Source organism: Amycolatopsis sp. NPDC089917 (assembly GCF_040684635.1).
Classification (GTDB): Bacteria; Actinomycetota; Actinomycetes; order Mycobacteriales; family Pseudonocardiaceae; genus Amycolatopsis.
In genome coordinates this window covers 117,990-132,462 of record NZ_JBFBGL010000012.1, presented here as the reverse complement: position 1 = coordinate 132,462, position 14,473 = coordinate 117,990, and the positions used below count along the sequence as shown (strand labels likewise).

Annotated in this window: 13 protein-coding genes; 7 read left to right on the top strand and 6 right to left on the bottom strand. The window is 68.4% G+C overall.

Annotated features, from left to right (window positions below; translation table 11 throughout):
• Nucleotides 1-117 precede the first annotated feature (117 nt).
• Nucleotides 118-1,320: a low temperature requirement protein A gene (locus AB0N89_RS11985; RefSeq protein ID WP_364203544.1), complete on the bottom strand. Its 1,203-nt coding sequence runs from the start codon at nucleotides 1,318-1,320 to the stop codon at nucleotides 118-120.
• A gap of 45 nt (nucleotides 1,321-1,365) precedes the next feature.
• On the bottom strand, nucleotides 1,366-2,556 hold the full coding sequence (locus AB0N89_RS11980) for a TetR/AcrR family transcriptional regulator (RefSeq protein WP_364203541.1): 1,191 nt from the start codon (nucleotides 2,554-2,556) through the stop codon (nucleotides 1,366-1,368).
• 145 nt (nucleotides 2,557-2,701) lie between these two features.
• Here AB0N89_RS11980 and AB0N89_RS11975 point away from each other — a divergent pair, with 145 nt between their 5' ends.
• Together AB0N89_RS11975 and AB0N89_RS11970 are read left to right on the top strand one after the other, a co-directional pair.
• Nucleotides 2,702-3,913 carry an acetyl-CoA C-acetyltransferase gene (locus AB0N89_RS11975; RefSeq protein ID WP_364203538.1) on the top strand — a complete coding sequence of 404 codons (1,212 nt, stop codon included), beginning with the start codon at nucleotides 2,702-2,704 and terminating at the stop codon, nucleotides 3,911-3,913.
• A gap of 10 nt (nucleotides 3,914-3,923) precedes the next feature.
• Nucleotides 3,924-6,095, top strand: coding sequence for a 3-hydroxyacyl-CoA dehydrogenase NAD-binding domain-containing protein (locus AB0N89_RS11970; RefSeq protein WP_364203535.1), 2,172 nt, complete (start codon nucleotides 3,924-3,926; stop codon nucleotides 6,093-6,095).
• 82 nt (nucleotides 6,096-6,177) lie between these two features.
• Here the strand turns inward: AB0N89_RS11970 and AB0N89_RS11965 are convergent, their stop codons facing one another.
• The 4 genes from AB0N89_RS11965 to AB0N89_RS11950 form a co-directional block, all read right to left on the bottom strand.
• Entirely contained in the window at nucleotides 6,178-7,176 is a 999-nt protein-coding gene (locus AB0N89_RS11965) for an MMPL family transporter (RefSeq protein ID WP_364203532.1), read from the bottom strand.
• Nucleotides 7,177-7,209: 33 nt separating this feature from the next.
• Entirely contained in the window at nucleotides 7,210-8,277 is a 1,068-nt protein-coding gene (locus AB0N89_RS11960) for an MMPL family transporter (protein WP_364203529.1), read from the bottom strand.
• A gap of 109 nt (nucleotides 8,278-8,386) precedes the next feature.
• Complete coding sequence (locus AB0N89_RS11955) at nucleotides 8,387-9,055, bottom strand: response regulator transcription factor (RefSeq protein ID WP_364203526.1); 669 nt, start codon at nucleotides 9,053-9,055, stop codon at nucleotides 8,387-8,389.
• The gene (locus AB0N89_RS11950) at nucleotides 9,052-10,128 is read right to left on the bottom strand and encodes a sensor histidine kinase (RefSeq protein WP_364203524.1); all 1,077 of its coding nucleotides are present in this window, start codon (nucleotides 10,126-10,128) and stop codon (nucleotides 9,052-9,054) included. Before AB0N89_RS11950 ends, AB0N89_RS11955 begins: the two co-directional genes overlap by 4 nt.
• 84 nt (nucleotides 10,129-10,212) lie before the next feature.
• Between AB0N89_RS11950 and AB0N89_RS11945 the strand changes: the two genes are divergently transcribed.
• The 5 genes from AB0N89_RS11945 to AB0N89_RS11925 all read left to right on the top strand — a co-directional run bounded on the left by AB0N89_RS11945 (nucleotide 10,213) and on the right by AB0N89_RS11925 (nucleotide 14,468).
• Nucleotides 10,213-10,770, top strand: a complete 558-nt coding sequence (locus tag AB0N89_RS11945; RefSeq protein WP_364203521.1) for a helix-turn-helix domain-containing protein — start codon at nucleotides 10,213-10,215, stop codon at nucleotides 10,768-10,770.
• The gene (locus AB0N89_RS11940; protein WP_364203518.1) at nucleotides 10,763-11,650 is read left to right on the top strand and encodes an SRPBCC domain-containing protein; all 888 of its coding nucleotides are present in this window, start codon (nucleotides 10,763-10,765) and stop codon (nucleotides 11,648-11,650) included. The genes AB0N89_RS11945 and AB0N89_RS11940 overlap by 8 nt, the downstream gene beginning before the upstream one ends.
• A 9-nt stretch (nucleotides 11,651-11,659) precedes the next feature.
• Nucleotides 11,660-12,412 carry an SDR family oxidoreductase gene (locus AB0N89_RS11935; protein WP_364203516.1) on the top strand — a complete coding sequence of 251 codons (753 nt, stop codon included), beginning with the start codon at nucleotides 11,660-11,662 and terminating at the stop codon, nucleotides 12,410-12,412.
• 73 nt (nucleotides 12,413-12,485) lie between these two features.
• Nucleotides 12,486-12,983 (top strand): DUF3761 domain-containing protein, encoded by a 498-nt coding sequence (locus AB0N89_RS11930; protein WP_364203513.1) that lies wholly within the window; start codon nucleotides 12,486-12,488, stop codon nucleotides 12,981-12,983.
• A gap of 63 nt (nucleotides 12,984-13,046) precedes the next feature.
• Nucleotides 13,047-14,468 carry an MFS transporter gene (locus AB0N89_RS11925; protein ID WP_364203511.1) on the top strand — a complete coding sequence of 474 codons (1,422 nt, stop codon included), beginning with the start codon at nucleotides 13,047-13,049 and terminating at the stop codon, nucleotides 14,466-14,468.
• Nucleotides 14,469-14,473: the final 5 nt, after the last annotated feature.

The window sequence follows — 14,473 nt, the reverse complement described above, 5'->3', positions numbered from 1 at the left end:
GATGAAACACTCTTTCCTTCACGTCGCTCTTCCGATCGGGACGCTGGACGTCTCGAAAGTGGCTTTCGCGACACCGGTGAGACCTCGCGGCGGCGCAGAAAGTCGCGGACGCCCAGGTCACGACGGCTCGGTCACCGGCGACTGCTTCGCCAGTCGCGTCCTCTCGAACACCACCAGTCCCACCGCCGCCGTCGCCACGACACCGACCAGCGCGATCGCCGGCACCAGCTCCAGCAACGGCGTCGCGGCCAGCAGGAGCGCCGCGAGCACGAGCCGCTGCACGTTCCAGGCGCCCAGGTTCCGCCGCCGCAGCCCGCTCAACGCGATCAGGTAGAGCGCGAGCCCGCCGGTCAGCGCCCAGATCGGCGTCCCGTGCAAGCCGTCGGAGAGGCTGTGGTGCTCGGTGTCGGACACGTACAGCAGTGACTTCTTCAGGCCCAGCGCCACGAGAACGATCCCGGCGATGATCGGGAGATGCAGGAACGTGTAGGTGTCCGTCCCGATCTGTACCCGCTCCACGCCCTCCGCGCGCTTCAGGTTGTGCTCGGAAACGTGCGCGACGACGGCGAAGTACATCCACCACATCGCCGAGGCCAGCACGAGCCCGAAGACGGCGGCCACCGTGATCGGCCACGACATCGGGTACGAGCTGATCCCGATGCCGATCGCCACGATCGACTCGCCGAGCGCGATGATCACGATCAGCCCGAACCGCTCGGCGAAATGGCCGGGCTGGTGCAGCCGCCAGTCCGAGGACCGGGTGCGGAAGACGTTGACGTAGTCGGCCAGCATCGCGATCGCCCAGACGCCGAGCTGGATCCAGCCGGAGAAGAAGGCCGCGGCGGTCAGCAGTGCGACGCTCGGCAGCAGCCCGATGAACATCTTCAGGACGACCTTGCGCAGCTCCGGATCGGTCCGGGCGGCGCCGATGTACGCGGTCAGGTGCAGCAGCCGCACGACGAAGTAGCAGCCGACGAACATCAGCGGCGCGTACAGGCCGCCGGGCAGGTCGGTGAACGCCTCCGGGATCGTCAGCGAGACCAGGAACATCGTCCCCATCGCGGCGAACATCGCCAGCTGGGCGATGCCGCGGTCGACGTGCAGGGTGTTGGCCAGCCAGGCGTAGGCGCACCAGCACCACCACAGCACGGCGATCATGGCCACCCCCTGCCCGATGCCGAGCGGGGTGAGATGGTCGGCCATCAGCTGCGTGGTCTGGGTGATGGCGTAGACGAAGACCAGGTCGAAGAAGAGCTCCAGCGTGGTGACCTTGTGGTCTTCTTCCCGGGTCACCAGATGCAGGCCGCGTTTCGTGGGCACGTGCGACATCGTGCACCGCTCGCCTTTGCGGGACACGCGAGTTTGCTAAAAGCTGACTTTCAGGACGGCGTGCATCAGTGCCGTGAGCTCGGCCTCGATGTTCGGCCTGCCGTTGACCCGCCGGGTGCGCGCGAGATCGTTCGCGATGGTCAGCGCGGCGTGCACGGTGATCTTCACTTCGCGCAGGCTCAATTCCGGGCGGACCTCCGAAGTCAGCGCGATCCAGCGCGCGACGTAGTCCCGCTGGACCCGGATCAGGTCCGCCTTGTCGCGCTCCGGCAACTCCATGGGGCTGCCGGAGAAGGACACCAGCAGCTCAGGCGTGTGGAGCAGGGTGTGCACGTACGACGCCGCCAGCCTGCGCAGCGCGTCGCGTTCGTCGTCGGCGCGCAGCGCGCGTTCCGCGGCGAGCGCCAGCCTGTCCGCCGCGCGGTGCCCGATCGCCACCATCAGCGCGGCCTTGCTGGGGAAGTGCCGGTACACGCTGGGCCCGGCGATCCCCGCCGCAGCGCCGATCTCCTCCATGCTCACCGCGCGGAAGCCACGCTGCCCGAAGAGCTCCGTCGCGGCCGCGAGGATCTGCTCGCGGCGGGACGGTTCACCGAGCGCGAGCGACGGCGTCTCGTCCGCGGGCTCCGGAGGCTCAGGCAGTGTGACATGCAGCACCGACTCCGCCAGCTGCACGAGGATCTGCGCGAAGCGTTTCTTCGCCACTGACGTGTGATGGACGGACACGCTGCCGAAGATGCTCAACCCCGCCCAGCACAGCAGCTCGGCGTCGTCGGGGGTCAGTTCGGGACGCAGCGAGAGCAGCGCCTTGGACCACGCTTCGAGCACGGCGCCCGATCGGCGGCGGATCTCCCGGCGTCCCTCCCGGGGCAGATGCCTGCCCTCCCAGCGCCACAGCGCGGCGACCTCGCGTCGCTCCACCGCCTGGGCGGCGAGGGTGCCCAACAGGGCCTTGACCTGGGCGGGAACCGGGGTGTCGAGATCCGAAAGCGTTTCGAGGGTGGCCGTCTCCATGTCGTCGATGCCGGACAGCACGACGTAGGACAGCACCGCCTGCTTGTCCGCGAAATGCCGGTACAGCGCGGGCCCGGTGATCCCGGCCGCGGCGGCGATGTCGTTGATGCCGACGCCGTGGAACCCGCGGGCGCGAAACAGCTCCGCGGCGAGGCCGGCCAGCTGGGCCTTGCGGTCGCGCGGTCGCGGGGAACGCTCGGTCGGGTGATCCATAGGTGAACACACGATAGCGCCGGTTGCGTGCATCGCAACCCATTGACACCATGGGGATATCGCGGTTTATGTTAATCGGCATTAGCATGGCTACTGGCCGGTACGATCCGTCCTGTTACAGCGCCGTACTGCGGAGGAGTTTTCTGTGAGTAGCGAGGCCTACATCTACGAGGCGATCCGTACGCCTCGCGGCAAGAACAAGGGCGGTGCCCTCCACGGCACCAAGCCGGTCGATCTCGTGGTCGGCCTCATCGAGGAACTGAAGGTCCGGTACCCGAACCTCGACCCCGCCGTGATCGACGACATCGTCCTCGGCGTGGTGTCCCCGGTCGGCGAACAGGGCGCCGTGATCGCGCGCACCGCGGCCTTGAACGCGGGGCTTCCCGAATCCGTGGCCGGCGTCCAGCTGAACCGCTTCTGCGCCTCCGGCCTCGAAGCCACCAACACCGCCGCGCAGAAGGTGCGCTCCGGCTGGGACCAGCTGATCATCGCCGGCGGCGTCGAGTCGATGTCGCGGGTGCCGATGGGCTCCGACGGCGGCGCGCTGTTCATGGACCCCGCCACCGCGTACGACAACTACATCGTCCCGCAGGGCACCGGCGCCGACCTGATCGCGACCATCGAGGGCTTCTCCCGCGAGGACGTCGACGCGTGGGCCGTGCGCTCGCAGGAGAAGGCCGAAGCGGCCTGGTCCGGCGGCTACTTCGCGAAGTCCGTCGTCCCGGTGAAGGACATCAACGGCGTCACGATCCTCGACCACGACGAGCACCGTCGCCCGGGCAGCACCGTCGAGGGCCTCGGCAAGCTCAAGCCCGCCTTCGCCGGCATCGGTGAGCTGGGCGGCTTCGACGCCGTCGCGCTCCAGAAGTACCACTCGGTCGAGAAGATCAACCACGTCCACACCGGCGGCAACTCGTCCGGCATCGTCGACGGCGCCGCCGTCGTCCTGGTCGGCAACGAGCAGGTCGGCAAGGACTTCGGCCTGACCCCGCGCGCCCGCATCGTGGCCACCGCGACCGTCGGCTCCGAGCCCACGATCATGCTCACCGGCCCGACCCCGGCCACCGAGAAGGTCCTCAAGATCGCCGGTCTCACCCCCGACGACATCGACCTGTGGGAGCTGAACGAGGCCTTCGCCTCGGTCGTCCTCAAGTGGATCAAGGACCTGCGCCTCGACGAGGAGAAGGTCAACGTCAACGGCGGCGCCATCGCGATGGGGCACCCGCTGGGCGCCACCGGCGCGATGCTGGTCGGCACCGTCGTCGACGAGCTGGAGCGTCGTCAGGCGCGCCGCGCCCTGGTCACCCTGTGCATCGGCGGCGGCATGGGCGTCGCGACCATCATCGAGCGGGTCTGAGGAAGAGACAATGACTGAAGCGAAGACCATCCGCTGGGAGCAGGACGCCGACGGCATCGTCGTGCTCACCCTGGACGACCCGAAGCAGTCCGCCAACACGATGAACGCCGACTTCCGCGAGTCGCTCGGCGTCGTCGTCGACCGCCTGGAGGCGGAGAAGGACAGCATCACCGGTGTCGTCCTCACCTCGGCCAAGAAGACCTTCTTCGCCGGTGGCGACCTCAACGACCTGATCCAGGCCAAGCCGGAGAACGCGGCCGAGATCACCGAGAGCAGCGCCCTGATGAAGGGCCAGATGCGCCGGCTCGAACAGCTGGGCAAGCCGGTAGTGGCCGCCATCAACGGCGCCGCGCTCGGCGGCGGCCTCGAGATCGCGCTCGCGACGCACCACCGCATCGCGGCCGACGTCAAGGGCAGCCAGATCGGTCTCCCCGAGGTCACCCTCGGCCTGCTCCCCGGCGGCGGTGGCGTGGTCCGCACCGTGCGCCTGCTGGGCATCCAGAGCGCGCTGCTGAACGTGCTCCTGCAGGGCCAGCGGCACCGCCCGGCCAAGGCCAAGGAACTCGGCCTCGTGCACGAGCTCGTCGGCACCGTCGAGGAACTGGTCCCGGCCGCGAAGGCGTGGATCAAGGCCAACCCCGAGGGCGGCGTGCAGCCGTGGGACGTCAAGGGCTACAAGATCCCGGGCGGCACCCCGTCGAACCCGAGCTTCGCGGCGAACCTGCCCGCGTTCCCGGCGAACCTGCGCAAGCAGATCAAGGGCGCGAACATGCCCGCCCCGCGGGCGATCCTGGCCGCGGCCATCGAGGGGTCGACGGTCGACTTCGACACCGCGATCACCGTCGAGACCCGCTACTTCATCAGCCTCGCCACCGGCCAGGTCTCGAAGAACATGACGAAGGCGTTCTTCTTCGACCTGCAGAGCATCAACTCCGGCGGTTCGCGGCCGGACGGCTTCGAGAAGTACACGGCCAAGAAGGTCGGTGTCGTCGGCGCGGGCATGATGGGCGCCGCGATCGCGTACGTCTCGGCGAAGGCCGGCATCGACGTCGTGCTGAAGGACGTCACCCTCGAAGGCGCCGAAAAGGGCAAGGGCTACGCGGTCAAGCTGGAGGAGAAGGCGCTCTCCCGCGGCAAGACCACGCAGGAGAAGTCCGACGCGCTGCTCGCCAAGATCAAGCCGACCGACAAGGCGGAGGACTTCGCCGGCGTCGACTTCGTGATCGAGGCCGTCTTCGAGAGCGTCGAGCTGAAGCACAAGGTGTTCCAGGAGATCGAGGGCTTCGTCAACCCCGACGCCGTGCTCGGTTCCAACACCTCCACGCTGCCGATCACCTCGCTCGCCGAGGGCGTGCAGCGGACCGAGGACTTCATCGGGATCCACTTCTTCTCGCCGGTGGACAAGATGCCGCTGGTCGAGATCATCTGCGGTGAGAAGACCTCGCCCGCCACGCTGGCGAAGGTCTTCGACTACACGCTCCAGATCAAGAAGACCCCGATCGTCGTCAACGACAGCCGCGGCTTCTTCACCTCGCGAGTCATCGGCACGTTCATCAACGAGGCCGTCGCCGCGCTGGGCGAGGGTGTCGAGCCCGCGTCGATCGAGCAGGCCGGTTCGCAGGCCGGGTACCCGGCCCCGCCGCTGCAGCTGATGGACGAGCTGACCCTGACGCTGCCGCGCAAGATCCGCAAGGAGACCCGCGAAGCGATCGAGGCGGCCGGTGGCACCTGGACGCCGCACGCGTCCGAGGCCGTCATCGACAAGATGCTCGACGAGCACGACCGCAAGGGCCGCTCCACCGGCTCGGGCTTCTACGACTACGACGAGGCGGGCAAGCGGACCGGTCTGTGGCCGGGCCTGCGCGACGCGTTCAAGTCGGGCAGCGCCGAGGTCCCGTTCGAGGACCTCAAGGAGCGCATGCTGTTCGCCGAGGCGCTCGAAACCGTGAAGTGCTTCGACGAGGGCGTGCTCACCACCGTCGCCGACGCCAACATCGGCTCGATCTTCGGCATCGGTTTCCCGGCGTGGACCGGTGGCGTCATCCAGTACATCAACCAGTACGAGGGTGGCCTGCAGGGCTTCGTCGACCGCTCGCGTCAGCTGGCCGAGCGCTACGGTGACCACTTCACCCCGCCCGCTTCGCTGATCGAGAAGGCCGCGAAGGGCGAGATCTACGAGTAAGCCGCTTCGGCTCGCTCAAGTGTCATGAAAGGGTCGTTCCTGACGTTTTTCGTCAGGAACGACCCTTTCATGACATCCGGGGTCAGTGGGACGACGGTTCCAGCGCCACGTGCGGTAGCCGGCGGTCCAGCCAGCGCGGCAGCCACCAAGCGTGTTCCCCGAGCAACCGCATCACCGCGGGCACGACGAGGCAGCGGATCACGAACGCGTCCACCAGCACCGCGACCGCCAGCCCGAGACCGAACTGCGCCAGCATCCGGTCGGGGTTGAGCAGGAACGCCCCGAACACCAGGATCATGATCGCCGCCGCGGCCGTGATCACCCCGCCGGTGGAGGCGAGCCCTTCGCGGACGGCGTGGCGCGCGTCGCCGGTGCGCCGCCATTCCTCGTGCATCCGGGACACCAGGAACACCTCGTAGTCCATGGAAAGCCCGAACACGATCGCGAAGATCAGCACCGGTACGAAGGCCTCGATCGGTCCCGGCTGCGCCCCGAACAGGCCGTCGCCGAACACCGCGGTCATCACGCCGAGCGCGGCGCCGATGCTCAGCAGGTTCAGCACAGCCGCCTTGAGCGGGATCAGGATCGAGCGGAACACGACCATCAGCAGCAACGCCGACAACCCGACGACCACCAGCACGAACAGCGGCAGCCGGTCACCGACGGCGTCCGCGAAGTCCACCGAGGCCGCGACACTCCCGCCGACCAGGTACTTGCCGGGGAGCGCCGGCAGTACCTCGGTCCTGAGGCGTTCCACCAGAGCGGCGGTCGCTTCGTCCTGCGGGGAAGACGCGGGGAAGGCGAGGACCGTCGTGACGCCTTGCCCCATCGGCGGCGTCACGCCGGCGATTCCCGGTGTGGCTTCGAGTTCCCTGCGCAGTGCGGCGCCGTCGCCGTTCTCGGTGACCACGATCAGCGGCTCGCTGAACCCGGGGCCGAAGCCCTCGGACATCAGGTCGTACGCCTGCCGGGTGGTCGACGCTTCCGGATCCGTGCCCGCGTCGGCGAACCCGAGACGCATGCCGAGCGCGGGCAGCGAGAGCCCGACGAGGACGAGCAATCCGAGCGCGAGCGGCACCATCGGCCGTCGCTGGACCGCGTCCCCGAGCTTGCCCTAGGTCCTGCCGTGGTCCCGGCTGGCGGCGTGCTTGCGGATGCCCTTTTCCAGGCGGCGGCCGAAAAGGGAGAGCAACGCGGGCAGCAGGGTGACCGACGCGAGCATCGTCACGAGCACGGTCAGCGCCACCGCGAGAGCGACCCCGCGCAGCGAGCCGAGGCCGAGGGCGAGCAGGCCGAGCAGCGCGATGATCACCGTGCCGCCGGCGAACAGCACCGACCGGCCCGCCGTGTCGAGCGCCCGCCGCGCCGCCTGTTCACGGTTGAGACCACCCAGGATTTCGGCGCGGTAGCGCGAAAAGATGAGCAGCGCGTAGTCCACGCCGACCCCGAACCCGACCAGCATCATCAGCGGCGCCGTGTAACTCGCGATGTCGACGAACCGGCTGACGAGCACGATCACGCCGAGCGTGCTGCCGACGGCGAAGATCGCCGTGATCACCGGCAGCCCGGCGGCGAGGATCGAACGGAAGAGGAAGACGAGGATCACCAGCGCGGCCAGCAACCCGACGCCCTCCGACGGGCCGCCGCTCTCGCTGGTCCGCTTGATCGGCTCTCCGCCGAGTTCGACTTGGAGCCCGGCCGACTCGGCCTTCTTCGCGGTGTCGACGACACGCACGATGTCGTCGTACGGCAGATCCTTCGACTCGAGGTCGAAAGCGATGGCGGCGTAACCGATCGTGCCTTCGCTGGAGATCGCGGACGGGGTGTCGAACGGGCTCGTCACCGACTTGACGTGTGACTGGCCGCGGACTTCGGCGAGCATCCCCTCGATCGGTCCGCGTGCGGTCGCGAGCCCGCTGCCGGTCTTGAAGACGATCTCGGCGGTCGCGCCGGTCCGCGCGGGAGCCTGCGCCTTGAACAGGTCCATGATCTGCTGGGAGTCGGTGCCCGGCAGGGAATGGTCGTCGTGGTAGGCGCTGCCCGCCAGCTGCGAACCCAGCGTGACACCGATGAGGGTGAGCAGCCAGAGCGAAACGGCGAGCCAGCGGTGACGCTGTGACCAGCCCGCCAGCTTCGAGAGACCGCCCCCAGGCCGTCTCTCCGAGAGTGTGATGGTGTCCATGGCGGAAAGCATCGGCTCTTCCGCGCCGCGGATCGTCAGGCTCCGGCGGGCACTTCGGCCGCAACTTCCGGATACCCCTAAGGCGCTTCCCGTACTACCGGGGTTGTGGTCACGGGGTCAACCAGCGAGGGGTGACCATGCCCGATTCGTAGGCCAGCACGACGAGCTGCGCGCGATCACGGACGTCCACTTTGGTCATGATGCGGCTGACGTGCGTCTTCGCCGTCGCCGGGCTGAGCACGAGTTCTTTCGCGATATCGTCGTTGGACAGACCGGCCGCTACGAGGCTCATCACCTCGCGTTCCCGTTCGGTGAGCCGGTTCAGCACCGGCGAAGGAGCGGGACGGGCCACCCGGCCGGCGAATTCGGAGATCAGGCGGCGGGTGATCGACGGCGCGAGCAGCGCGTCGCCCCTCGCGACCACCCGGACGCCGTGGATCAGTTCCTCCGGTTCGGTGTCCTTCACCAGGAATCCGCTGGCGCCCGCGCGCAACGCGCCGTAGACGTCCTCGTCGAGGTCGAAGGTGGTGAGGATGACGACCTTGATCCCGGTCAGGGCCGGGTCTTCGAGCAGATGCCGGGTCGCGGCGAGCCCGTCCATCACCGGCATCCGGATGTCCATCAGGACCACGTCGGGTTTGTGCTCGTGCGCGGCTTCGAGGGACTCGCGTCCATCGGCCGCTTCCGCGACCACGGTGATGTCGTGCTCACCGTCCAAGATGGACTTGAACCCGGCGCGGACCAGTCGCTGGTCGTCGACGAGCAGGACCCGGATCATTTCTTCACCCGCACCGGAAGCCGGGCGCGTACACGGAAGCCGCCGCCTTCGCGCGCTGTCGCGGTGAGCTCGCCACCGAGTGCCTCGGCCCGTTCGGTCATCCCGCGGATCCCGTTGCCGGGCTTCGCGGTGCCGCCCCGGCCGTCGTCGTCGATCTGCACGGACACATCATGCTGCGTGTAGCCGATCCGCACCACGACGGTGTTCGCGGCGGCGTGGCGCGCGACGTTGGTCAGCGCCTCCTGGACCACGCGGAAGGCGGCGTGCTCGACGTCGGGCGGCAGATCCCTTGCCGTGCCGTCGATCTCGGTCCGGACGGTCAGCCCGTGCGCGCCCGCCGACTCGGCCAGTCCGGCGACCCCGGCCAGGCCCGGCGTATCCGCCTGGCGCAGCATTCCCAGTGTGGCGCGGAGTTCGCGCAACGCGTCCTTGCTGGTCTGTTTGATCGTGGCCAGTGCCTCCTCGGATTTCGCCGGGTCCTTGCCGTGCAGCGCCGCACCGGCCTGGACGTTGATGAGTGCCAGGTTGTGGCCGAGGACGTCGTGCAGTTCGCGTGCGATCCGGAGTCGTTCGTCCGAAGCCCTTCGCTGTGCCTCGGCTTCCTTGGTGCGCTCGGCTTCGCGGCGGTAGTGCGTCACGGCACCGACCGCGACCAGTGCGATGAACCAGCCCGCCATCAGCAGGAAGGCGAAGTTGTCCACCTGCCGCCCGGTCCGCGACTGCACCTCGCCGATCGCCACGCCGCCCATCGCGGCCGTCGCGACTATCGCCGCGCCACGGATCCGCCCGGTCGAAGCCGTGTTGTACAGCGCGAAAGCGAACGCGAGCAGCACGAACCCGTCGGGATCGGTGCTCGGGTAGTAGATCGCGCAGCACGCCAGGGTGAAGACGGCGACGGAGAGCGGATACCGCCGGCGCAGGAACAGCGCGACGCAGGCGAGCACCGTGCAGACCCAGCCGACGGCGGCGTTGCGCGGCGCTTCCGCGTCGTCCCCGAGCGAGACCGCGACGGAGCTCGCGATCACCGCCACGGTGACCGCGATTTCCGCCGCGTACCGCCGCAGGATCGCCACACGACGAGAGTAGCGCGATCCGGCCCGATTGACAAAATGGATTTTTACGTTCAAACTTATTTTTGTGATCGAGAGTGTGATGCCGTGAAGGACGTCGAGTATCTGGAGCGGCTGGAGCAGGCCGAGGCATTGCTGAAGCCGCAGCGGGTGGATGTCCTGCGGCAGCTGGCGGAGCCGCGGTCCTGCACCGAGGTGGCGGCGGTGCTGGACCAGACGCCGCAGCGGGTCTATTACCACGTGAAACGCCTGGTGGAAGCCGGGCTCGTGAAGCAGGTGTCGGAGCGGAAGGTGCGCGCCGTCAGCGAAGGCGTGTACCAGGCGACAGCGCGTTCGTATTGGCTGTCGCCCGGACTGGTCGGCCGGATCGGCCCGCGGGCGGCGCGGGACGAGCTGAGTCTCGGCTACCTGGTGGACCTCATGGAGGAGGTCCAGGCGGACGTCGCGGCGCTCGACAGGGCCGCGCCCGACCTGCCGTCGATCGGTGTCTCCGGCGAGATCCGGGTCGAGCCGGAACGGCGCCAGGAGTTCCTCGACGAGCTGAAGACGACTTTGCAGGATCTGTTCACTCGCTACGGCGGAGCGGAAGGCGACGCCTTCAAGCTCGCCGTGGCCTGTTACCCGAAGGGGGATACCCATGACTGAACCGACGAGATTCCAGGTGCGCGTGCGCGCGCCGATCGACGAGGTCTGGCAGGCGCTGCTCGATCCCGGCGCACTCCGCGCGTGGCTTTCCGAGTACGCGGAAGTCGACCTGCCGTCCCGGTACGAGTTCTGGGGCCGCTACACGCCGGACGGCGACGTTCCACGTCAACGCCTGCTGGTAGCCGAGGATCACGTCCTGCGGTTCGCGTGGACCGTCACCGGGACGGAGACCGTCGTCGAGTTCAAGCTGGAAGAGGACGGGGACGCGACGTCCTTGTCGTTCAGCCAGAGTGGTCTGCCGGACTACGACGCGATGCTCGCCGACCCGGACTCGCCGCTCGGCATGCTGTACACGTTCTGGGCGCTGTCCGTGGCGAACCTCGTCGATCACGTCGAGGGCCGCCCGCTCACCGCCCGGTGTGATCTCACTTCTCCGCTGATGAGCGAGGAAGTGCGGATCGACGCGCCGCGCGGCGAGGTCTACGGCTCGATCGCCGATCCTGCCGTGTTCACCCGCTGGTTCGGCGCCCGGATCGACGCGGAGCCCCACGTCGGCGGCCGCTGGGCGATGGGCTCGCTGGAGAAGGACCCGGATCCGGCGAAGATCCTCGACCTGGTGCCCGACTCCAAGATGTCGCTCGCGTACCAGGACGGCGTCGTCGCCACCTGGGAGCTCGAAGACTCCGATGGCGGAACGAAGCTGACCTTCGTCCAAAGTGGATTCTCCGAGGAGAAGCCGCCTTACGGCTCGTGGATGGGCTGGCTCAGTGGCCTGGCCGAGCTTCGCCGATTCCACGAGATCGACACCTGGCTCCCGCTGTGGGCCGACGTCCACTTGGAAGGAATGCCCGAAGGACTCATCACGCTGGACGGAAAATAGGAGGATCCGATGTTGCTCGAAGGCAGGAACGCGATCATCTACGGGGCGGCGGGCGGAATCGGGAGCGCGGTGGCTCGCGGATTCGCCAGGGAGGGTGCGAGAGTCCATCTCACCGGCCGCACGCTCAAGAAGCTCGACGCGCTGGCCGACGAAATCCGAGCGGCCGGCGGGAAAGCGGAAACTGCGGAGTTCGACGCGCTCGACGAGGCGGCCATCGACGAGCATGCCGCTTCGGTGGCTTCCTCGGCAGGCAGCGTCGACATCTCGATGAACGTCATCACGCACAACGACGTCCAGGGCACCCCGCTGGTCGAAATGTCGTTGGCGGACTTCGAAAGCCCGGTGCGCACGGCGGTTCAGACCAATTTCCTGACCGCGCGGGCGGCCGCCCGGTACATGATCGGGCAGGGATCCGGGGTTATCCTGATGTTCGGTGGCGACGGCGATCCGTTGCCGGGATACCACCTCGGCGGTTTGCAGGTCGCGTTCAGCGCGATGGAGGCGTTGCGCCGAGGGCTGGCGTGCGAGCTCGGACCGAACGGTATCCGTGTCGTGACCCTGCGTACCGGCGGCATTCCGGAGACGGTCCCGGAGGGCGCCGGGCTCGACGACGCGATCCGCGACATGAACGAGGCGACCATGCTCAAGCGAACGGCCTCGCTCGAAGACGTCGCCCGGGTGGCCGCCTTCGCCGCGTCGGACCATGCGCGCAGCATGACGGCGACGGCGCTGAATATCAGTTGCGGCACGATGGTCGACTGACCTCCCCGCCGGAAGTAACACCGGCGAACGATCTCCCGACTACGCGGCACTACCACGTGCCGGGGAGGCCGTTATGCCGAAGAGAACGACGAAGCTGGGTATGGCCCTGGCGATCGGACTGCTGGTCGCCGGAGGCTGCGGTGTGGAGACCGTGCCCACCGGGCGGGTCACGACGCAGAGCAGTCCGGCGTCGACGACAACGACGGTGTCGACGTCTTCGACACCGTCCAGTAGCTGGGCGGCGCCGACGACCACGGACACGGCCGTCTCCACGCCGGCACCTCAGCAGTTCGTGGCGCCGACCACGACCGCGGTGGCGGTGCCGAAGCAGGTCGATCCGACACCGACGAAGACCCGCCCGAAGACGACGCCCACGGCGAAGGCGCCGAACCTGGCGGAGTGTGGAAGCGACTACTACCGCAACACCGACGGTGTCTGCGTCCACCGGCCGGCGACCGGACCCGGCGCGGCCGACGGCGCGACCGCCGTCTGCAAGGACGGTTCCTATAGCTACAGCCAGAATCGCCGCGGTACCTGTTCCGGACATGGTGGGGTCCGCACCTGGTTGTGATCCCGTCGGTCAATCATTCACTCGGGAGGGTGGTGCTGTGTAAGGTCGGATCATGGGACGCGCATGGTGAAACCGGTCGGACGGGCACCTTCGCCCCGGATCTTCGTCGTCGTGCTCGCCACCTGTGGTCTGGTGGCCTCGTTCATGCAGACGCTCGTCGTCCCGCTCATTCCGGCGTTTCCCCGGCTGCTCAACGCGACCCCGTCCGACGCGTCGTGGGTGGTGACGGTGACCCTGGTCGCCGGAGCCGTGGTGATGCCGGTGAGCGGCAGGCTCGGCGACCTCTACGGCAAACGCCGGTTGTTGCTGATCAGCCTGGGCTTCCTGGTCGTCGGCTCGGTGGTGTCCGCGCTGACCAGCTCGCTCGCGCTGATGGTCGTCGGCCGGGGCCTGCAAGGCTGCGCGATGGGCGCGATCCCGCTGGGGATCAGCATCATGCGCGACGAACTCGCGCCGGACCGGGTCGGCGCCGCGATCTCGGTGATGAGTTCGACGCTCGGCGTCGGCGGCGCCATCGGGCTCCCGGTGTCGGCGCTGGTCGCGCAGAACGCCGACTGGCACGTCCTCTTCTGGGCGTCGGCGGGGCTCGGTCTCGTCTGTGGCCTGCTGATCCTGTTCGTGGTGCCCGAGTCGCCGGTGAAGACACCCGCGCCGTTCGACTACCTCGGCGCGCTGGGGCTGACGGCGGGGCTCGTCTGCCTGCTGCTGCCGATCGTCAAGGGCAGCGGATGGGGCTGGGGCAGCGGCCGCACCCTCGGCTTCGCCGCGACAGCGGTGGTGATCCTGCTGGTCTGGGGCGTCTACCAGCTGCGGCGCCGTGATCCACTCGTGGATCTGCGGGTGTCCGCCCGGCGGCCGGTGCTGTTCACCAACCTCGCGTCGATCATGATCGGCTTCGCGCTGTACTCGATGGCTTTGTCGTTCCCGCAGTTGCTGCAGGCGCCCGGTTCGACCGGTTACGGCCTCGGGCTGACGATGGTGGAGGCCGGGCTCTGCCTGGCACCGAACGGGGTGGTCATGTTCCTGCTGTCGCCGGTTTCGGCGCGGCTCATCGAGCGCTTCGGCCCGCGCATGACGCTGATGGTGGGTGCCGGCACCATCGCGACCGGCTACGTCTTCGCGACCGTGCTGATGGACAACGCCTTCGAGCTGATCACGGCGTCGATCATCATCGGCGGCGGGGTCGGCATCGCCTACGCTGCCATGCCCGCGCTGATCATGGGCTCTGTCCCGGTCACCGAAACCGCGTCCGCGAACGGGTTGAACTCGCTGATGCGTTCTGTCGGCACGTCGACGTCCAGCGCGGTGATGGCGACCATGCTCGCGTCGCTGGCGATCACCGTCGGCGGGGTTTCCGTTCCGTCCGCGACAGGGTTCCGGCTGAGCTTCGTGGTCGCCGCGGCCGCGGCCCTGCTGGGGCTCGCCTTGACCGCCTTCGTCCCGAAGCAACGCCAGCCCGAACCCCTGGTCGCGTCGGTCCACTAGCGCCC